Origin of the sequence: Bowmanella yangjiangensis, assembly GCF_017255015.1 — a bacterium.
GTDB lineage: Bacteria > Pseudomonadota > Gammaproteobacteria > Enterobacterales > Alteromonadaceae > Bowmanella > Bowmanella yangjiangensis.
Genome location: NZ_JAFKCS010000006.1, coordinates 214639 through 235764, shown reverse-complemented (window position 1 = coordinate 235764; position 21126 = coordinate 214639). Strand labels below are relative to the sequence as shown.

Here is a 21126-nt window from a genome sequence, read left to right as displayed (position 1 = left end):
TGCTCTACCAACTGAGCTAACGACCCACTTGTTTTCGTTGTCTGCTGCAACGGGCGCATATAATACTTATTTCAGAATCAGGTGCAACCCAATTCTCCCAGAAAGTTTCATTTTTCTTTCTAAATGCTTTATTTATAGGCGCCTTGCGCAAAAATGACACCGTAATGGCCAAAAAATGTGCTTTGCTCAGCGAGAATAATGCAATTCAAGACGTTCTGTAAGACGTTTTTAAGTTTGTTCGCAGCCCATTTTTTTGTCTCACCAATACTTCTCTATGGTTATTTGTCCTGGTTGTCGTTTTAGGTGAGGACTTAATCCCAACTCTTTTAATATGGTTTGCGTTTCACTGACCATTTGCGGGTTTCCGCATAACATAAAATGGCTATTTTGAGCGTTGATGGTCAATCCTGTTGTCTGCTCTAGTTCACCACTACTTATTAAGGCTGTAATTCTGTCTTTATAGGCTCCTTGAAATGATTCACGGGTGACACTCAGACATAAAGAAAACTGTGGTCGTTGTTTTTCCAGGTTGCGAAGTTCATCCAGATAAGCCAGGTCATCTGCATTGCGCACACCATATACCAGCACAATGTTAGTAAAGGATGCCCAAACTTCAGCACTTCTTAACATTGAAATAAAAGGCCCAACCGCTGTACCAGTAGCTAACATCCAGAGATCTCGGCAAGGAGTTATCTCATCCAAGGTCATAAAGCCACTGGCTCTGTCGCTGACCTGTAAATCGTCGCCAACGCTAAGGTTCGCCAGGGCAGGGGAGAGTGTGCCATTTTCGACAGCGACAACCAGTATTTCCAGCAAATCGCCTGGTTGATTCACCAACGAGTAGGCACGACCTATGCGCTTATCCTCGAATGGCAAAGCGACCTTAATAAACTGACCCGGAATAAAGGTGGGAATATCAGCGCGGATAAACAGCGAGAACAGCTTTTCATTCCAGTCTTTGCGTTTTGCAACAGTGCCATCAATCCACATGTTTCCTCCTCATTACATTGCCTTTATATATAGAACATGACGCTCGTATTTATATGCATCAATGTCATAGTTCTTTGACAACCGTCATGCCGTATCAATTCTTTTGTAAAGCTTGTATAATCCGCAGCCCCGTAGCAATGCCGAGCCGCACCATGATTCAGACTCAAACCATTGATACTCTCGAATATCCATTTCCGCCTAAGCCCAGAGCCTTAGATGAAGCGGAGCAACAGGTATACAAAGAGCGTATCAAACGTTTGTTGAAAGAAAAGAATGCCGTCCTGGTCGCGCACTACTATACCGATCCGGTTATTCAAGCGTTGGCCGAAGAAACCAACGGCTGTGTCGCTGATTCATTAGAAATGGCCAGATTTGGTCGAGACGCCAAAGAACAAACTCTGATTGTTGCTGGCGTTAAATTTATGGGTGAGACAGCTAAGATCCTCAGTCCGGAAAAAACCGTTCTGATGCCAACCTTAGAAGCGACTTGTTCACTGGATTTAGGCTGTCCGATCGATAAATTTAGTGCTTTTTGTGACGAGCATCCTGACCATACTGTGGTGGTTTATGCCAACACATCGGCCGCGGTGAAAGCCCGAGCTGATTGGGTAGTGACTTCCAGTATCGCATTAGAAATCGTTGAACACCTGGATAGTCAGGGTAAGAAAATTCTGTGGGGCCCCGACCGTCATCTGGGGGCTTATATTGAGAAGCAAACCGGTGCTGAAATGTTGATGTGGCAGGGTGCCTGTATTGTTCATGATGAATTTAAAGCCAGGGCGCTGGCTTCGTTAAAGCAGCAATACCCTGATGCCGCCATATTAGTGCACCCAGAGTCTCCGGCTAACGTAGTCGCGATGGCTGATGCAGTAGGGTCAACATCACAGTTAATTAAGGCGGCGCAAACCTTACCCAATAAGCGTCTTATTGTTGCTACCGATAAAGGCATCTTCTATAAGATGCAGCAGGCGGCACCAGGTAAAATATTCCTTGAAGCGCCTACCGGTGGAAATGGCGCAACCTGTAAGAGTTGTGCCCATTGTCCGTGGATGGCAATGAATGGGTTGGATGCCATTGAACAAGCCTTGACGGATAATAGTGGCCATGAAATCTTCGTGGATGAGGCTACGAGGGTTAAGGCGATGATTCCTTTGAACCGCATGTTGGACTTCGCTGCGGCGCATAGCATGAAAGTAAAAGGTAATGCTTGAGGCTGATATAGCGCTGACTTATGAACCGTTTGTTTAATTATTTAGCGAACGACATGGTCAGCTCGATATTTTCCTTGATTAACAATAATGAATTCCCTAACATACGCGGCGCTTGAACGGGGGAGATCGGCTTGCTTGTTCATTGGTGTAAGTCGCACCCCGAGTTTTACTCCAAAGTAGACTGATAAAATTTAGGTGAGGTGTCCGAGTGGCTGACAATTTTGTCAGGAACAAAATTGGACATCCGCAGGATGGCCCCAAAAGGGGCGAGGGCAGGAGCCCGAAGCAATGAGCACACCGCAGTGCTCCTGGGAAATCAACCCAGTTAAACAAAGCGGCTAAAAACAGAATTAGGTGAGGTGTCCGAGTGGCTGAAGGAGCACGCCTGGAAAGTGTGTATACGGCAACGTATCGAGGGTTCGAATCCCTCCCTCACCGCCATATAAAAGAAAAGCCCCGTCCAGATGGACGGGGCTTTTCTTTTATATCCCGTGAAGGGCGGCCATGGTTTGAACCCTTGGTTCGACAAAAATGCCAGGAGCATTTTTGAACGCCGCGCAGTCGGCGGTGGCCCGTAGGGCAGAATACAGGACGTATTCTGTAATCCCTCCCGATGCAAATTCCAATACTGAATAAACACTTCCATCTGGACGGGGCTTTTCTTTTATATCCCGTGAAGGGCGGCCATGGTTTGAACCCTTGGTTCGACAAAAATGCCAGGAGCATTTTTGAACGCCGCGCAGTCGGCGGCGGCCCGTAGGGCAGAATACAGGACGTATTCTGTCATCCCTTCTGCAGTATCCAAACCTACAACACTGCCGTTTTCAGTGCATCCACTTTTGACTTTGCTGTGTCCATATCCTCATTTCATCAACCGTTTGATACCCTGAAGTGAGCTGATTTTTTGCTGAGGACCGAGGCTTTTCAACCGTCATAGATTTTTCGTGCTAACATGAAAATAATTCTTGTTTGGCTGGGTGGGCTTTGTTGCAACCGAATTTAGTCGCAAAAGGATGGAGTATGTTTGTCAGGACAGTGTTGTTCGTGATGCTGGCAATGCTGCGGCCTGCTTGGGCTGAGTCTATTACCATCTACACAGAGCATTTTCCCCCTTACCAGTTTATACAAGAGGGTAAGGTGGTGGGTATTAATGCTGAGCTAACCATGCTGGTGTGCGAACGGGCTGAGGTTGCTTGTGAGTTGGAATTGTTGCCTTGGAGCCGGTCATTTCAGTTAACCCGGCAGCATAAGTTAAGTGGCCTAATCTCTACCGCCAGATATAAAGAGCGTGAGCAGCAGTTTAAGTGGGTGGGGCCACTCGTGAAGTCAACGTCTTACCTGTACAGGCTAAAACATCGTGACGACATTTCCCTTACTTCTCTTAGCGAAGCTACGCGCTATACCATAGGAATTCAACCTAATGATATTTATGAAGCGGTGTTGTTAAAACATGGCTTCGAGAAAGGTAGAAACTTGCTAAATGTGTCCTATAAAAATGCTGACATGCAATTGTTTATAAAAGGAAAACTTGATCTAATTATTGGTTCACCTTTGACGCTTCACTATCAAATTCAACCTTCGGGTTTTGTCATTGAAGATTTGATCCCGGTACTGGAGTTCCCTCTCGATGTTCAGGGGAACTATTTAGCTCTGAATACGGCCTTTCCCGAGCCACTCCGTGAGCGCCTGCAATGGGCCCTTGATAGTCTGCGCGTGGCAGGGGATGTTGATTCCCTGATTCAGAAGTATCAGGTTGCGCAAACCGCAACGAACTGAGTCTCCGGGAAAATGATTGACGAAATTATCTATTAATTGAAACAGTTTTATCAATTATGTAGCGACAGCTGAGAAAGGCTAAGCTTTTCCCTTAAATGGCCACGAGTCGGTGAATCATAATTCGAAGGCGGAAGGCCGAGCTGACTCAGCCTTTGGGGATGCGGATCTTTTTCTCTTCACTTTCCCGGTATAACACCAGATTGTGACCGATAAGTTGTACGTTCAGTGCCTTTGTTTCACGAGCAATGGCATCGCAAATTAAGCGTTTCTGTTCGCGGTCCGTTGTCGCTACTTTCACTTTTATCAGTTCGTGGTGATTGAGGGCGTTATCAATTTCAGCTAATACGCCTTCGGTTAAGCCATTGTTGCCAAGTAGAACAACAGGCTTGAGCGAGTGGGCTAAACCCTTGAGGTATTGCTTCTGTTTGGTAGAAAGAATCATTAGGTTACAAATTTATCTTTTAACTAAAACACACCAGCGTTAATTGGTATGTCTAAAGGGTTGAAAAACGGTATTCTACCGCCATCTTAAGCGCATGCCTAATGACATTAGCAGGTTATGCCAAAAAAGGTGACATTGGCTAAAGCTCAAAACGAGGTAAAGGCAGTGCGCTTTGTCAGTGGATGTTGTTAAAGTGGGACTCAGCTGCAGATAAAATGGTGTAATTCGGTGGGGCGCCTACGCTTTGTAGTAGAGCATTTAACCAGGTTTAAATACACCTTGTCTGTGACGAGAGTTGAGATGTCTTCGACAGAGTTGAAGTGACTACAGGGCTGCTAAGGCGCTGGTGTTATAGATTGATATGGCTTTTATTTCTCTGAACAAAGTTCACCCTTAAGTTCGGGGAAGGCTTCCGTAAATAAAGGGGGCCAAGAGGTAACCGGTTTCAAGGGGATATTGAGCCGGTTTACATAGTTTCGAGCGTCGAACTCTGGTAGGCTAAGCCTGCCGGACTCTGGAGCCGAACCTAATGCGGCATTGCCACATGAAGGGTAAGGGTTTCATAGGCGTTACATCCTGGTTGGTTTAGCTTGTACTACTGAGTAGGATACCGGTTAGGAAAACCGGTCCGGATAAGAACTGTTTTTACAGAGGTTACAGCGTTGAGCGATATGGCAAAAAATTTAATTTTGTGGTTGGTTATAGCCGTCGTATTAATGACGGTGTTTCAGAGTTTTACCCCAGGGGAATCTTCTGGACGCCAATATGATTACACCCAGTTCATCAATGAGGTGAATCAGGGAATGGTGCGTGAAGTGCGCATTGATGGTCGGGAGATCAAAGGCGTTTCCCGCAGTGGTGAAAGCTTTACCACCTTTATTCCGTCTGTTGGCGATAACGGCTTGGTGACAGACCTCATCAAGAATGATGTGCGTATGATCAATGAGCCGCCTGAGCGTCCGTCAATGCTGGCCAACATTTTCATCTCCTGGTTCCCGATGTTGCTGCTGATCGGTGTATGGATTTTCTTCATGCGTCAAATGCAGGGTGGCGGCGGTCGTGGGGCTATGTCGTTTGGCAAGAGTAAGGCACGTTTGCTGGGTGAAGACCAGATTAAAACAACCTTTGCCGATGTGGCCGGTTGCGATGAAGCCAAAGAAGATGTATCTGAATTGGTGGATTTCCTGCGTGACCCATCCAAGTTCCAGAAGCTGGGCGGAAAAATTCCTAAGGGCGTCTTAATGGTTGGCCCTCCCGGTACAGGTAAGACGCTGTTGGCTAAAGCCATTGCCGGTGAAGCCAAAGTGCCATTCTTTACTATATCCGGTTCTGACTTTGTAGAAATGTTTGTCGGTGTGGGCGCATCCCGTGTTCGCGACATGTTCGAGCAAGCTAAAAAGTCAGCACCTTGTATTATCTTTATCGACGAAATTGATGCAGTGGGCCGTCAGCGTGGTGCCGGTTTAGGTGGTGGTCATGATGAACGTGAGCAAACCCTGAACCAGATGCTGGTTGAAATGGATGGTTTTGAAGGCCATGAAGGCATAATCGTGATTGCCGCGACCAACCGTCCAGATGTGTTGGACCCTGCGTTGCTTCGTCCCGGCCGTTTTGACCGTCAGGTTGTTGTCGGCTTGCCCGACATTCGTGGTCGTGAACAGATCCTTAAAGTACATATGCGTAAAGTACCTATTGCCGATAACGTCGATGCGGGTGTTATTGCGCGTGGTACGCCTGGCTTTTCAGGTGCCGATCTGGCCAACCTGGTTAACGAAGCGGCGTTGTTTGCTGCTCGTGCTAACAAGCGCCTGGTTGCCATGGAAGAGTTTGATAAAGCCAAAGACAAGATCATGATGGGCGCTGAACGCAAGTCAATGGTGATGTCGGAAAGCGAAAAAGAAATGACGGCGTACCATGAAGCCGGCCACGCCATTGTTGGTCGCATGGTGCCGGAACATGATCCGGTTTATAAGGTATCAATTATCCCGCGCGGTCGTGCATTGGGTGTGACCATGTATTTGCCGGAACAGGACAGATTCAGCTACACCAAGCAGCATTTGGAGAGCATGATCTCTAGTCTCTATGGTGGCCGTATCGCCGAAGACATTATTTACGGTGGTGAAAAGGTTACCACTGGTGCCTCTAATGACATTGAGCGTGCTACCGATTTGGCGCGTAAGATGGTGACCCAATGGGGTCTATCGGACAAGATGGGTCCTATGCTGTACGCCGAGGAAGAAGGCGAAGTCTTTTTGGGACGCAGTATGGCGCGAGCCAAGCATATGTCAGATGATACGGCGCGTGCCATTGATGCTGAAATCAAAGCCGTAATTGATCGTAACTATGACCGTGCTGAGCAGATTCTTCGCGACAATATGGATATCCTGCATACCATGAAAGACGCGCTGATGAAGTACGAGACTATTGATGCTAAACAGATTGATGATCTGATGGCGCGCCGCGAAGTTCGTCCCCCTGCAGATTGGGATAATGACAACAAGCCTAAGGGTGATACGTCAAACAAACCGGAAAGCAAGGCCGAAACGAAGAAAAGTTCAGATGCGGACATCAGTAAGCCGGGCGACTTACCCAGCTAAACTGCATCGTTATCTTTAAAAGGCGCTACATAGCGCCTTTTTCTTATTGGGAACATTTATCCAATGAAATTTGCTGACAAAGTTGTAGATCTTTCCACCCCAAAAGTAATGGGGATCCTCAATGTTACCCCTGATTCTTTTTCTGACGGGGGCCGTTTCAATAAGCTGGATAGCGCCTTATATCAGGTAGAGAATATGCTGGCTGATGGTGCAGCCTTTATCGATGTTGGGGGGGAGTCTACCCGCCCTGGTGCTGCTGATGTGTCGGTTGAGGAAGAACTAGCACGGGTGGTGCCGGTTGTAGAGGCTATATCACAGCGATTTGATACTGTTGTTTCGGTTGATACCAGTAAAGCTGAAGTTATGTTGGAAGCCTGCCGCGCCGGTGCTGGATTGATCAATGATGTGCGGGCATTGCAGGAAACCGGAGCACTTGAAATTGCAGCAAAAACGAGTGCTGCGGTCTGTTTGATGCATATGCAAGGTCAGCCTCGTAGCATGCAAAATGAACCTCATTATCAAGATTTGTTCATGGATGTTTTTTCATTCCTCGATGACCGAATCCAAGCTTGCACTGATGTGGGCATTGAACGTAGCCGTATTCTGCTCGATCCCGGCTTTGGTTTTGGCAAAACTTTGCAGCATAATTATCAGTTGTTACAAGGGATGGAGCGCTTCCATCACATGGGCTTGCCGCTTTTGGTGGGGATGTCGCGCAAGTCGATGCTGGGAAATCTTCTTGGTCGAGGCGTAGATGAACGCTTGGCAGGCAGTCTCGCCTGCGCGACAATTGCCGCGATGAAAGGAGCACAGATTATCCGTGTGCATGATGTGAAACAGACAGTGGACGTGTTAAAAGTGACGATGGCTGTGCTTGACCCAGATTCAATATAAAGACCGGAAATTATCCGGCAAAGCAATACAAGGAACACTATGAGTCAAAGAAAGTATTTCGGTACCGACGGTATCCGCGGCAAAGTAGGCGAGAGCGCCATCAACCCGGAGTTTGTTACTAAACTAGGTTGGGCAGCTGGTAAAGTGCTTGCTGGTCGCGGAACTAACAAGGTGTTGATTGGGAAGGATACCCGTATTTCTGGTTATATGCTCGAATCGGCGCTGGAAGCTGGTTTGTCTGCTGCAGGCATTAATATTGGTTTGTTGGGGCCTATGCCAACACCGGCAATTGCCTATCTGACCAAAACATTCCGTTCGGAAGCCGGCATTGTGATCAGTGCATCACATAATCCTTATTATGATAACGGCATTAAATTTTTCTCAGCCGATGGCTTCAAATTAGACGATGATATCGAACAGGCTATTGAGGATATGCTTGAGCAGCCAATGGTTTGTGCTGCCCCTGACAAATTAGGCAAAGCCACTCGCATTAATGACGCAGCTGGTCGCTACATTGAATTTTGCAAAGGTACTTTTCCATCAGACCTGTCATTAACCGGCATGAAGATTGTGGTGGACTGTGCCCATGGTGCTACTTATCACATCGCACCGAATGTGCTCAGAGAGTTGGGGGCAGAGGTGGTTGAACTTGGCACTACCCCCAATGGCTTGAACATTAACGACGACGTGGGAGCCACGTCAATGCAAGCTATCACGGAGCGAGTCCTGGCCGAAAAAGCTGATCTCGGGTTTGCTCTGGATGGTGATGGTGACCGCATTATGATGGTAGACCATAAAGGCAACGTGGTAGATGGTGATGAAATTGTTTACATCATTGCCAGAGATGCTCTGAAGTCAGGTCGCTTGAACGGCGGTGGTGTTGTGGGTACGCTTATGAGCAACCTTGGCCTTGAAGTCGCATTAAGTCGCCTGTCAATTCCCTTTGCTCGCAGTAAGGTAGGTGACCGCTATGTAATGGAGCTGCTGCAGGAAAAAGGCTGGAACATCGGTGGAGAAAGCTCTGGTCATGTGCTTAACCTCGCAGTTGCTTCAACCGGCGATGGTGTTGTATCGGGGTTGCAGGTGCTGACATCTATGTTACGTGCCGGCATGAGTCTGTATGAACTGCGCCGCGGTATGGAGAAATTCCCACAAACCCTGATTAACGTCAGATACAGTGAAGGCAAGTCTTCACCGCTGGAACACACGGATGTGCTTGCTGCTGTAAAGGCGGCGGAGCAAGATATGGGCGATGATGGGCGCGTGTTATTGCGGAAAAGCGGTACTGAGCCACTAATTCGGGTTATGGTTGAAGCCACCAAAGACGAACTGGCGAGCAAGTGGGCCGAGGCTATTGCAGAGTCGGTACGAAAAGTAACCGCACAGTAACATTTGACGCGCGAGCCACTTGTAACTTGTTATGCGGTTGGTTACACTCTCGCGCGCTTTGAATTGACTCGCCAGACGAGCCAGGAGTCACAATGGCTGCGAAGATTAGACGCCCCATAGTGGCAGGTAACTGGAAAATGAACGGTAACCTGTCTCTGGTTAAGCAAATGCAGGAAGCATTAGGACAATCTCAGTTAGAGAATATGGATTCGGTTGTATGCCCTCCTTTTACTTTACTGAGTGGTTTCGATGCAGAACTGATTAAACTGGGCGCTCAAAACCTCAGTGTGTATCCAAACGGAGCCCACACTGGCGAGATTTCCGCTGCTATGCTGCAGGATCTCGGTTGCCAATACGTCATATTGGGACATTCTGAACGCAGGGCGGAACAGTTTGAGTCAAACGAACTTGTCGCTGATAAAGTGCAAGTTGCGTTAGCGGCAGGTCTGACACCTATTGTTTGTGTTGGTGAGCCCCTTGAAGTGCGGCAAAGCGGCAAAGTGTTTGATTATGTTGCTTCCCAACTAGATGCCGTCACACAGGTTATTAGTCAACAAGACCTGTTAAATGTGGTGATTGCCTATGAGCCCATTTGGGCTATAGGTACGGGAAACACCGCAACGCCTGAGCAAGCACAAGAAGTTCATGCGTTTATTCGTGTCCATCTGGGCAAGTTCTGCCAGGATGCGGCAGCAAAAATAAGAATTTTGTATGGTGGCAGCGTAAATGCCGCTAATGCAGCGCAGATTTTTGCGCAACCCGATGTGGACGGTGGCCTGATAGGCGGAGCCAGTCTGAAAGTCGAGGATTTTTTAGCAATTTGCCAAGCGGCAAACTGAATTGAGGTAAAGCATGCTTTACGAAGTATTGATGGTGATTTATCTGCTGATTTCATTAGCCTTGATTGGGCTGGTGTTGATTCAGCGCGGTAAAGGTGCCGATATGGGTGCATCTTTTGGTGCTGGCGCATCTAACACTGTATTTGGTGCTTCTGGTTCTGGTAATTTCCTGAGCCGCTCCACTGCCATTCTGGCGACGCTGTTTTTTGCAATCAGTTTGATTCTGGGTGCAATGACGGCAGGGAAAGAAAAGCAGGTAGACGAGTGGGAAAATTTGGAAGTGCCTGTTACTCAGCCAGCTGATACCGACGTACCTGTTGAGAAAACACAGCCTACTGACGTGCCTAACTAAAAACGTTAAAATTTCGCGGATGTGGTGGAATTGGTAGACACGCCATCTTGAGGGGGTGGTGTCGCAAGACGTGCGAGTTCGAGTCTCGCCATCCGCACCAAATTAAAAGAACCCGGCCAGGCCGGGTTTTTTGCATTTGCGAATCTGATCTGGTTCGCTGTCACAGGGTTAATGCAATGTAAGGCCTAATCAAACTGTGCCAACCTAGTTGCAACTTTGTCTGTTTCCCGCCAGCATTTGACTCTCAAAACCCACTGAGGATAGATCATGGACTATCTGCAAGCTCGTAGTTACTTACTTGGTAAGCCTGAAGCCGTTGAGGATTTTCCATTCGGGCCGGATGTTGCCGTGATGAAAATTCGCGGCAAGATGTTCGCGACCCTGGCAAGTGAACAGGGGGAAGGGCGCATGAATCTCAAATGCGAGCCTCAGCAGGCTATGATGCTCAGAGACATGTTTAGTGCGGTCATTCCCGGCTACCACATGAATAAATTGCATTGGAACACTATCCTACTGGACGGCAGTATCCCCGTTGGGGAAATTCAACGTATGATTGACCATTCCTATGCTTTGGTGGCGAAAGGTCTTAAAAAAGTGGATCGTGTGGGGCTATTGGCGAAATATGGAGAAGCACTCCAGCTCGATGTATAGCAATTTGTAAGTGCAAGCAACGTTCAAGTTACTCATGAATATCGACTTAAACTAACCCCAAGCTAAATAAATGTTTAATGGAATTGGTAAATCTTCCTCGCTATACTATGCGCCGCGTTAAAAAGCGAATATATGAACATTCAATGTAAGAAGCCTCTGCCATGAGACAAGGGGCTGTACTGGTGAAATCAATAGTTTCCAGTCGCAGTCACTTTGTTGGGCATCAGGCTTAATGTAAGGAAAATTAAGTGACTCCAATTACTAAAACCTTCCAATATGGTCAGCACAAGATCACACTGGAAACCGGCGTTATTGCCCGTCAGGCTACTGCTGCTGTTATGGCCAGCATGGATGACACTGCGGTATTAGTTACCGTAGTAGGTAAAAAAGAAGCCAAAGCCGATCAGGATTTCTTCCCTCTGACGGTCAATTATCAAGAGAAAACCTATGCTGCCGGTAAAATCCCTGGCGGTTTCTTTAAGCGTGAAGGCCGTCCTTCTGAAAACGAGACCTTAACTGCTCGTCTGATTGACCGCCCTATTCGTCCGCTGTTCCCAGAAGGTTTCAAGAACGAAGTTCAGGTTGTTATTACTGTGATGTCGGCTAACCCTGATATCCCAACTGATGTGATCTCCATGATCGGTACGTCTGCTGCGTTGGCTATTTCCGGTATTCCATTTAATGGTCCAATTGGTGCGGCACGTGTAGGTTATAAAGACGGTCAATATATCCTCAATACCCGTAATTCTGAGCAAGCTGACAGCCAGCTAGACTTGGTAGTTGCTGGTACGCAAAGTGCGGTATTGATGGTTGAATCTGAAGCCAGCGTATTGTCTGAAGAAGTGATGCTGGGCGCGGTAATGTACGGCCACGACGAGCTGCAAGCCGTTATCAACGCGGTGAACGAATTTGCCGCTGAAGTAAATACACCTAAGTGGGATTGGCAGCCAGAAGCGGAAAATACAGAACTGAAAGCTAAGGTGAAAGCCCTGGCCGAAGCTGATATGACTGCCGCTTACCAGATTTCTGACAAGCTGGCCCGTAAAGACGCAGTCACTGCTGTGACTGATAAAGTGGCAGCACAGATTCTGGAAGAAAGCCCAGAGCAAGATGCAAAAGAATTGAAAGAGTTGCTACACGATCTGGAAAGTGACGTAGTGCGTTCACGTATTCTGAACGGTGAGCCACGTATCGATGGTCGTGACCCGCAGATGATTCGTGCTCTGGACGTAGCCACCGGCATCCTGCCTCGTACTCACGGTAGTGCCTTATTCACCCGTGGTGAGACTCAGGCGCTGGTAACAGCGACTTTAGGTACAGAGCGTGATGCGCAGATGATTGACGAGCTGGGTGGTTTAACCAACAGCCGTTTCATGCTGCACTATAACTTCCCTCCATACTGTGTTGGCGAGACCGGTATGATGGGTTCACCCAAGCGTCGTGAAATCGGCCATGGTCGTTTGGCTAAGCGCGGTATTCAAGCGGTAATGCCGTCTGAAGAAGAATTCCCGTACGTGGTACGTGTGGTGTCTGAAATCACCGAGTCAAACGGTTCTTCTTCTATGGCTTCCGTATGTGGTAGCTCGTTGGCACTGATGGACGCCGGTGTACCAATTAAGGCATCTGTTGCTGGTATCGCTATGGGTCTGGTAAAGAGCGACGACAAGTTCGTTGTTTTGTCTGACATTTTAGGTGATGAAGATCACCTGGGTGACATGGACTTTAAAGTCGCTGGTACTGCCGAGGGTGTTACTGCGTTGCAGATGGACATCAAGATCGAAGGTATCACTAAAGAGATCATGCAAATCGCTCTGAAACAGGCCAAAGAAGCCCGTTTGCATATCCTGGGTGTGATGGATAAAGCCATCAATTCACACCGTGAAGAGATGTCTGAGTTTGCTCCACGCATTTACACCATCAAGATCGATCAGGACAAAATCCGTGAAGTTATCGGTAAAGGTGGCGCGGTTATTCGTTCTATCACTGAGAAGTCTGATACCAACATCGAGATCGAAGATGACGGTACTATCAAGATTTTCGCAACCGAGCGCGCTAAGGCACAGATTGCTATCGATATGATCGAAGGCATCACTGCTGATGTGGAAGTGGGCAAAACTTACCATGGTAAAGTAACCCGCTGTGTAGACTTCGGCGCCTTTGTTGAAGTACTGCCAGGTAAAGAAGGTCTGGTGCATATCTCCCAAATCGCTCATGAGCGTGTGGCCAAGGTGAGTGATTACCTGAGCGAAGGTCAGATGGTGGATGTGAAGGTCATGGAAATCGATCGCCAGAACCGTATCCGTCTGAGCATTAAGGAACTGCTGGAAAAACCTGCAGCCCCTGCTGAGTCTCAGGCAGAGCAGCCTCAGGACTGATAATCTTTCATAACTGATTGATTAAGAAAAATAAATGGCACCCAAGGGGTGCCATTTTTCGTTTTAATTTGTGCCATGGCCTTGGCATTACGCATGCCTGCAACAATAATTTGATACAGCAAGGGGCTTTAAGCGGACAGCCAGAACAGGTATAACTGGCTGCCGGTATTTGGGCCGGAGTCTTAACAGGTCTCCCGCATTAAGGCGCACCTAAAAGGAAAGCGACAGGTTAGATGATCATTAAGCTATCAAGATTATTTTTATTAGTGGCTGCCGTCATCGGTAGCAATGCCTGCAGCACAGTACCTAATGGTCAGTCAGGTAATGGGCAGATGGGCAACCTTATTTTGGTTGAACCTATGCCGGCGAATATGCGTAGCCAGATGGCGCTGGCAAGGTACAGTCAGATTTTGGCTCAGGTCGAGCTGGATAATTCGCAGCGTGCCGATCTGCTTTATCAGCGAGGCATGTTGTATGACAGTGTCGGTTTAGATGGCCTGGCGCAATTTGATTTCAGTATGGCGCTGAAACTGCGCCCTGATATGGCCGAAGCCTATAATTTCATGGGAATTCACCACACCCAGAATATGGAATTTATCCAGGCTTATGAAGCCTTTGATGCGACTTTGGATATTGACCCCAATCACGACTTTGCATTTCTGAATCGCGGCATCGCGCTGTATTACGGTGGTCGTCCAGAACTGGCGGTTGACGACTTAAATCGTTTTTATCATCGTGATGAAAGTGACCCTTATCGCGCTGTATGGGCTTATCTGGCTGAGACGGAAGTCGATGCAACCCAGGCACTTAAAACGTTGCGGGATAGCCGCAGCAAATTAAAACAGGACAACTGGGCGGTTGCCTTAGTGGATCTGTATCTGGGGGATATCTCTGAACGTCAGTTGTTGTCCGAGTTACTGGTGGGTGTGCGCAGTCAGCAGGAGCTGGCTAATCGCTTGTGTGAAGCTTATTTCTATCTGGGTAAATACCATATGGCTAAAGGTCAGAAAGGGGTGGCGTCAAACTACTTTAAGCTCTCTTTAAGTACCAATGTTTACGAGTTTGTCGAGCACCGTTATGCCAGACTAGAGTTAGATTTGTTACGCGAGAAAACACTGCAAGACGAACCGGTACGATAAGCAAAGTATGTTGAAGTATTTGCGTTTGTTGATTATTGCTGTTGGCGGTGCCTGTTTGTCGGTAGCCAGCCAGCAACAATATATTCCCATAATGCTCAAGCAGGGGGAAAGCGACCCTGCCTCTTTGTTCCGAGCTGTGAATGTAGGCTCTGATGAAGCGCTCAGTGCACTGAGCGAATATGCACAGCAAAATCAGGATCCTTATTGGCTTAGGCAAGCAGCACAGCTTGGTGATGCACGTTCTTATTATCGTCTGGCATTAAACGAGACAGAAGAAGCGCCACATAAACGTTTGATGGCAAAGGCGGCATTGGCTGGCTTTGCTGCCGCTCAGCATGAAATGGCCTTACTCAGTGATTCTGCTGAGAACAAACGTCGCTGGCTGGAACTGGCTGCCGAGCAGGATTACTTGCCCGCGATTATTTCATTGTATCAATGGCTGCTGATTGAGGAGCAAGCTGAGCAAGCCGAAGTCTGGCTGGAAAAGGCCGCTCCGCGGGACGCTAACAGCGCACTACTGTTGGCCAAGCTGGAGTGGCGGATTGGTAAGTACAAGCAGGCTAAAAGTTGGCTTAGCCATGCCCGGGATAACGGCGTTGCAGCAGCGGGGGACTATCTAAATTGGATAAACCGTTACTGGCAGCGCAAAGGTAATGGGCTGGCCGTGGCCAGGAATCAATGTGTGATCCGCCTGCAGCCTGTGGTGATGTCATTAGAGAACATGCAACAGATGGCGCAATTGAGCCAATCCTTTAAACAGGATGAGCGACTCGAATCTCTCCCCATATGTCTGCTGGAGCCGGTTTGGGTGAAGCCCAAACAAGTAAAGTGTGATGAAAACTGGCAAAGCCATCGACGTTTGGGATGTGATGTCAGACAGTTGTCCAGATTACCCCTGGCTGAGGATTTTACCCACTTAATGGTACTGGCACCGCGTGGCAAGGCTAATGTACACAATGGCATTATGTATCTTGATCAAGGCGACACCTATTCGGTGTTTGTGCATGAATTGGCACATTTTGCCGGCTTCGTGGATGAGTATCCGCTGTCTACAGATATGGCCGAAATGGTCTGCCATCCTTATAGCGATGCACCGAATCTGGTTTTTGTGACCGAAGCAGAGGAACTACCTGAGAAGCTTGACGGTTGGCGTAAAACTGGTGAGGAATGGTCCATGGCTAAAGCCAGGACTTGCAACAATCATCAGATGCAGGCCTACAAGGGCAGCGACCGCTTAACCTTTATGGAATATCACGACCAAGCCTACATTCCGCCGTTGTATATGGCGCTATGGAAGCAGCGTCTGGAGAATCGTGCCGAACTTTTACCTGCCTTTGTTAATTTTGCCCAGGCCTGGGAAGCGGCAGGCAATGCTGAGCTTGCCGCACAATGGCGCCAACGAGCCAACCTGTATCAGTTTCCTGCGCTGGCTGACAGTTTTCAGGTGGATAGCGTCTTAAGCCCGCTTTGATCCGCGCCTGTGTGGATAGAAAGGGGAATGTCTGTTTTTTACAATTTCCACGCTTAGCATTTCACTAAACTGGTCATAGATGTTTGTTTAAAAGGACGATTTATGACCAGTTTTAAATATATTCCCTTGCTACTGCCGTTACTCTACACAGGTAAGCTGTATGCAAGCGAAGCCCTTGAAGTACTAAAGAGTAAAAACTATACGGCGGTGAGCGGGGAATTATTGTCTTATGCTGACGTAGTTGGTGAATCGCCCATGTATGTCAAATTCTGGGCAACCTGGTGTGTACCTTGTATGCAGCAGATGCCGCATTTTCAGCACGCCTATGAAGAATACGGCGATAAGGTAAAGTTCGTATCCATTAATTTGGGCGTGAATGAAACACCGGATGCTCTGGCTGAGGTTATAGATAGATTTGAACTCACCATGCCAATCCTTCAGGACAATTCGGGGGAGCTGGCGCAGGCTTTTGGACTAATGGGTACGCCCTGGCATATTTTGGTTACTCGTGATGGACGTATAGTACATAAAGGCCATGACGCCGATGCCACATTGGATAAACGTCTTGCATTAGTCTCGGCTCGCCAGCCCAGCGAGCTACCGGCGATTACGCTGGTTGATGGAGAGCAACAAAATCTGGACATCCAGAAGCAGGGCACGCAGATGCTGTATTTTACTGCCACTTGGTGTGATTGGTATCTCAAAGACTCCAGACCTGAGCAAAGCCAGAATTGCATCGCAGGCCAGCAGTTTTTCAATCAACTAAGCGAGGCATATCCTACTGTGCATAGCCTGGGTATCGTATCTCGGCTATGGACCGGGCAGACTGACTTGAATGAATACAGAGAGAAGTTCGCGGCTAAACATCCTCTTGCCATCGACACTAGTCTGGATGCGGCAATCGGCTACGGTATTAATCAAATGCCAACGCTGGTGATCATTAAAGAGGGTAAGGAGGTTTTGAGAATTAACTCCTTTGCTTCTCCTGATAAATTGTTACAGCAGATACAAGACGTAATGTAGGTCGAAAAAAATGCCGCGCTTAGCGTGGCATTTTTATAAGTGTTATTCGTAACGCAAGGCGTCGATGGGATTGAGCTTGGCGGCTTTGACCGCTGGCATCAGGCCGAATATCACGCCGATCGCCGTGGTAAAACCAAAGGACAGGGCAATTGCCCAACCCGGTACCAATGCCCCCGGCATGCTGGGCATCAGCATGGAGATAAAGACTGCCAGCCCCCAGCCGAGCAACAAGCCAATAATGCCGCCAAATAATGATAAGACCAGGGCTTCGACCAGAAACTGCAGCATAATAAAGTTGGGAGTGGCCCCCAGCGCTTTATTGATACCAATCTCACGAGTCCGCTCGGTAACCGATACCAGCATAATATTCATCACACCGATACCGCCCACCAGCAGGCTGATACCCACTACACCACCGGCTACCAAGGTTACCGAGGTTGTGACTTTGGCAAAGCTCTCTTTGGTTTTCTTGGCGGTGATAAATTCAAAGTCATCCTTATCGTCACCGGAAAGATGATGGCGTTTACGCAGAATTTGCCGGATTTGGGTCTGCACATTGTCCAGATCCGCTCCCGCTGCGGGTCTGAACAGAATATCAATGTTCTCTGTTACTCTGGCGCCAGCCAGGGATGCCATAGTAGAGAACGGAGCAATAATATAGTTGTCCTGATCAAAACCAAACAGTGAGCCTCGCTCTTCTGCTACACCGATAATGCGAAACCATTCCCCAGACAGGCTGATAAATTCACCTATGGGATTATCCGGAAGTTTTAGCTTCTTCCGTGCTGACTCGCCAATAAATACCACTCGGCGGCGACGATCATCGTCCGTGCTACGAATAAAACGTCCTTGTTGGGGGAACACTTTAATCACCTTCTGATAGCCAGAGTCGGTGCCTATTACCTGGGTTTGGATGGTTTCACGACCGTAGCTGACGGTGCTACCAAAGCTAAACGCCTGCATACTGGCGCTCATATCCTCCACGTCTTTGACCTTGGCTTTAAGCACCAGAAAGTCGTCGTAGCTCAGTTTGTTAGAAAACCCCAGCATGGCTTGTTCCTGCGACGTGGTGGCACGTAACGTCACCATATCGCTACCAAGATCATCAAGCTGTGCATCAATACTGGAGCTCAAACCTTCCATGACCGCCACTACGGTAATCACTGCCGCCACACCGATAACAATGCCTAAGGTGGTAAGCGCACTTCGCATGGCATGGGCACGAATGGAAGCAAGCGCTGCCCGGGTGCCTTCAATGGCGGCATGTAGTCCGCTAAACATGCAGTCTCTCCCTCTGTGCAGCGTCATTGCGACTGTCTTTGGCCACCTTGCCGTCCACCAAGCGGATGACCCTTTGACAATGGTCGGCAATTTCCTGCTCGTGGGTTACTAGCACTATGGTATGGCCTTCCCGATGCAGTTCATCAAACAGCTTCATAATGTCCTGGGTGGTTTTACTGTCCAGATTACCTGTCGGCTCATCACCCAGTAAAATCGCCGGCTTGGTGACCAGCGCGCGCGCGATGGCTACTCGCTGGCGCTGACCACCGGATAGTTGGTTGGGGAAATGCCCGAGTTTATCGGCCAGCCCGACCCGCTGCAGGGCCTGTTTAGCCATATTCTGCCGTTCCGACGTTGGTAGCATGCGATATACCAGTGGCTGCATGACATTAGCGAGCACAGTGGCGCGAGGTAACAGATTGAAACTCTGAAAAATAAAACCGACGCTTTGGTTACGAATTTTCGCCAGCTCAGCTTCATCCATACTCGCCACGGGCTGGTCGTCCAGCAGGTATTCGCCGCTGCTGGGAATATCCAGACAGCCAAGTATATTCATCAGGGTCGACTTGCCTGAGCCCGACGGACCGATGATCGCCACATAATCGTTGCGAGTGATATGCAGATTGATGTCACGCAAAGCGTAAAACTGCTCACCGCCCATCTCATAGCGCTTGCTGATATTGCTCAGCTTGATTACCTGGTCGTCATAGGTCACTGTCAGCACCCTGCTTAAGTTGTACCTGCTGTCCTTCCTTAAACTGACTGAATAGCCGCGATGGTCCCACCACCACTTTGTGCATGTCCTGCAAGCCGGATAACACAGCCTGCTGGATGTCGGTAGCCATACCGGTAGTCACCCACACCTTGGCAAGGCGGTTATCATCATCTACGCGCCAAACAAAAGACTTACCTTGCTCTTCCTGAATAGCAGCGACAGGTACGTTCAACGTTGCTTCCCCCTGACTGGTGATGATTTCTGCCCGACAGCTCATTCCGGGATACAATTTATGCTCACCAGGGTTAAGCAATACCTTGACCCTGAAAGCCAGTCCTTCGCCGCTGGATAGGCGCTTAGCCGACGTGCCGATGGAAATGACTTCGCCGGTAATGGGGGTTTTGGGCAGAGCTGCGGCAAAAATTTCTGCTGTTTGTCCTAAGGCAACCCTTGAAATATCCGCCTCATCGACCCTAAGCTCGGCCAAAATGGCACTGGGATCAGCCAACACCATGAGATCTGAGCCTACGATATTGGTGGTGCCGGCAATCACGGTTTCGCCGGTTTTAATATCTACCGAGGCTAACAGCCCATCCATGGCGGCGACGAATACGGTTTTGCGTAGTCGGTCTTTGGCCAAAACCAATGCGGCTTCGGCTTGCTCAAGTTGTGCCTGGGCAGCCTCTGTATTGATATGCGCAATATCCAGTTGGCTTTGCAGGGCATCCACGGTTTCCTGCTGAACCAGCTTTTGCGCCAGTAAACTGCGATTGCGTTCAACCTGGCGCTGCAGATCGGCTTCTACCGCCTGAGTGCGCTGAATTTCTATGCGCCGCGCATCAACAGCAGCCTGGTAACTTTCCACATCGGCATTAAAAGCGGTAGGGTCGAGGCGCATCAGCACCTCGCCTTGTTGTACTTGCTGACCTTCCTCTACCAGTACGTTCTGAACCGTGCCTGTTACTTCAGAACGGATCTGAATTTGTGATTTAAACACCAGATTTCCTGAGGCCAGAATGGTATCACTCAGTACTCCCTGGCTGACAGAGGCAGCCTCTACCGTTACCTGGCCCTGATTGCCGACAAAATGCTTATAGGCAACCAAGGCTCCCAGACCGCCAATAATGGCGGTCAGGATGACTAATTTTTTCATATTGGAATCCGCTTAGATCAAGGCGAACAGTAGCCAGATACCCATGATCAGGGTGAAGGGCAGTCCGGCAAACACATAAGCGGTAACCGGCTTCATTTTCGCCCAGATCTGTAAACCCGCAGCAGCAACCACTATGCCCCATACACTGAACAGGTTTAAGGCTTCGGTCCATGCGTATAGAGCATGCTCAACAGGTAAGTTCAGTACAAGTTGATTTAAAGAAGCATAGTTGGCGAAGTTCAGCGGAAGGTCAGGGCTGTCTGCCAGTAAAACCAACAGTGCCAAGCCCAAGGCATTGAAAAACATTGGCATCATGGCCCACAGACTAAAGCTGTACCAATCACCATAGCTGAATTCATCGGTGCGACTGACCAGTTTCAGATAGCCGGCATATAAGGCATTCATTATCAGGGTAACCAAAATAATGCTAATGGCGGCAATAGGTGCAGTGTAAGGTGCACTGTCCTGCATAAAGTTGCGAGCTTGATCTGCTTCGGCGGGGCTGACATCCCCCATCTGCGCAATTTGTTGTTCGACAATCCATTCCGAGCTCATGCCACTATATAGCCAGTAGGTGACTAGAGCGTAAAAAACGGTTGAAAAGATAAGTGCAATCCATCCCCAGCCTTTGGCTTCTTTTAAGTCCTCAAACAGGCTTTTGGGGGCCACAAAAACGTTGATTAATGCATTGGAAAGTGTTGCCACAAATTGTCTCCCTTGATTTCTTATACTGGGCGTTTTCCTGAAAGGTGTGTCGATGAAGTTAAGCTTCAAAATCACTGAGCACCCTATGCTAGTCGCCAGCAAAGCAAATTTATAACAAAAAAG

General features: G+C 48.5%; 18 protein-coding genes and 2 tRNA genes. 14 read left to right on the top strand and 6 right to left on the bottom strand.

The genetic code is table 11. The annotated features are described in order from the left end of the window. Positions 1 to 258 precede the first annotated feature (258 nt). Positions 259 to 990 (bottom strand): ferredoxin--NADP reductase, encoded by a 732-nt coding sequence (locus J0A65_RS09015; RefSeq protein WP_206593831.1) that lies wholly within the window; start codon positions 988 to 990, stop codon positions 259 to 261. Positions 991 to 1142: 152 nt separating this feature from the next. Between J0A65_RS09015 and nadA the strand changes: the two genes are divergently transcribed. From nadA to J0A65_RS09000, 3 genes are all read left to right on the top strand, one after another. Beyond that, positions 1143 to 2201 carry a quinolinate synthase NadA gene (gene nadA, locus J0A65_RS09010; RefSeq protein WP_206593830.1) on the top strand — a complete coding sequence of 353 codons (1059 nt, stop codon included), beginning with the start codon at positions 1143 to 1145 and terminating at the stop codon, positions 2199 to 2201. A 353-nt stretch (positions 2202 to 2554) separates the two neighbouring features. After that, positions 2555 to 2642 (top strand) — tRNA-Ser (locus J0A65_RS09005). Between the two features lie 579 nt (positions 2643 to 3221). Continuing rightward, positions 3222 to 3977, top strand: coding sequence for a substrate-binding periplasmic protein (locus J0A65_RS09000; protein ID WP_206593829.1), 756 nt, complete (start codon positions 3222 to 3224; stop codon positions 3975 to 3977). Between the two features lie 145 nt (positions 3978 to 4122). Here J0A65_RS09000 and yhbY read toward each other — a convergent pair whose 3' ends face one another. Continuing rightward, positions 4123 to 4419 (bottom strand): ribosome assembly RNA-binding protein YhbY, encoded by a 297-nt coding sequence (gene yhbY, locus J0A65_RS08995; protein WP_188699145.1) that lies wholly within the window; start codon positions 4417 to 4419, stop codon positions 4123 to 4125. Between the two features lie 662 nt (positions 4420 to 5081). Between yhbY and ftsH the strand changes: the two genes are divergently transcribed. The 11 genes from ftsH to J0A65_RS08940 all read left to right on the top strand — a co-directional run bounded on the left by ftsH (position 5082) and on the right by J0A65_RS08940 (position 17149). Next, entirely contained in the window at positions 5082 to 7016 is a 1935-nt protein-coding gene (ftsH, locus tag J0A65_RS08990; RefSeq protein WP_269814645.1) for an ATP-dependent zinc metalloprotease FtsH, read from the top strand. Between the two features lie 63 nt (positions 7017 to 7079). Next, positions 7080 to 7910 carry a dihydropteroate synthase gene (gene folP, locus J0A65_RS08985; RefSeq protein ID WP_206593827.1) on the top strand — a complete coding sequence of 277 codons (831 nt, stop codon included), beginning with the start codon at positions 7080 to 7082 and terminating at the stop codon, positions 7908 to 7910. A 39-nt stretch (positions 7911 to 7949) separates the two neighbouring features. After that, the gene (glmM, locus tag J0A65_RS08980; protein WP_206593826.1) at positions 7950 to 9299 is read left to right on the top strand and encodes a phosphoglucosamine mutase; all 1350 of its coding nucleotides are present in this window, start codon (positions 7950 to 7952) and stop codon (positions 9297 to 9299) included. Positions 9300 to 9391: 92 nt separating this feature from the next. After that, positions 9392 to 10138, top strand: coding sequence for a triose-phosphate isomerase (gene tpiA / locus J0A65_RS08975; protein ID WP_206593825.1), 747 nt, complete (start codon positions 9392 to 9394; stop codon positions 10136 to 10138). Between the two features lie 13 nt (positions 10139 to 10151). Next, positions 10152 to 10490, top strand: coding sequence for a preprotein translocase subunit SecG (secG, locus tag J0A65_RS08970; protein ID WP_206593824.1), 339 nt, complete (start codon positions 10152 to 10154; stop codon positions 10488 to 10490). 15 nt (positions 10491 to 10505) lie between these two features. Then, positions 10506 to 10590: transfer RNA gene (locus J0A65_RS08965), tRNA-Leu, on the top strand. Positions 10591 to 10757: 167 nt separating this feature from the next. Continuing rightward, a complete protein-coding gene (locus J0A65_RS08960) occupies positions 10758 to 11141 on the top strand; it encodes an MmcQ/YjbR family DNA-binding protein (RefSeq protein WP_206593823.1) in 384 nt (127 codons plus the stop codon). Positions 11142 to 11389: 248 nt separating this feature from the next. Next, positions 11390 to 13516, top strand: coding sequence for a polyribonucleotide nucleotidyltransferase (gene pnp / locus J0A65_RS08955; protein ID WP_206593822.1), 2127 nt, complete (start codon positions 11390 to 11392; stop codon positions 13514 to 13516). Between the two features lie 233 nt (positions 13517 to 13749). After that, positions 13750 to 14655, top strand: a complete 906-nt coding sequence (nlpI, locus tag J0A65_RS08950; RefSeq protein ID WP_206593821.1) for a lipoprotein NlpI — start codon at positions 13750 to 13752, stop codon at positions 14653 to 14655. Positions 14656 to 14662: 7 nt separating this feature from the next. Then, entirely contained in the window at positions 14663 to 16126 is a 1464-nt protein-coding gene (locus tag J0A65_RS08945) for an SEL1-like repeat protein (protein WP_206593820.1), read from the top strand. Between the two features lie 102 nt (positions 16127 to 16228). After that, positions 16229 to 17149, top strand: coding sequence for a TlpA family protein disulfide reductase (locus tag J0A65_RS08940; RefSeq protein ID WP_206593819.1), 921 nt, complete (start codon positions 16229 to 16231; stop codon positions 17147 to 17149). Between the two features lie 42 nt (positions 17150 to 17191). Here J0A65_RS08940 and J0A65_RS08935 read toward each other — a convergent pair whose 3' ends face one another. From J0A65_RS08935 to J0A65_RS08920, 4 genes are read right to left on the bottom strand one after another with little or no spacing between them, the layout of a single operon-like run. After that, positions 17192 to 18430: an ABC transporter permease gene (locus J0A65_RS08935; RefSeq protein WP_206593818.1), complete on the bottom strand. Its 1239-nt coding sequence runs from the start codon at positions 18428 to 18430 to the stop codon at positions 17192 to 17194. After that, on the bottom strand, positions 18423 to 19091 hold the full coding sequence (locus J0A65_RS08930; protein ID WP_206593846.1) for an ABC transporter ATP-binding protein: 669 nt from the start codon (positions 19089 to 19091) through the stop codon (positions 18423 to 18425). The genes J0A65_RS08935 and J0A65_RS08930 overlap by 8 nt, the downstream gene beginning before the upstream one ends. Positions 19092 to 19134: 43 nt before the next feature. Beyond that, complete coding sequence (locus J0A65_RS08925) at positions 19135 to 20298, bottom strand: efflux RND transporter periplasmic adaptor subunit (protein ID WP_206593817.1); 1164 nt, start codon at positions 20296 to 20298, stop codon at positions 19135 to 19137. 12 nt (positions 20299 to 20310) lie between these two features. Further along, positions 20311 to 21003 (bottom strand): YIP1 family protein, encoded by a 693-nt coding sequence (locus tag J0A65_RS08920; RefSeq protein WP_206593816.1) that lies wholly within the window; start codon positions 21001 to 21003, stop codon positions 20311 to 20313. Between the last annotated feature and the right edge of the window lie 123 nt (positions 21004 to 21126).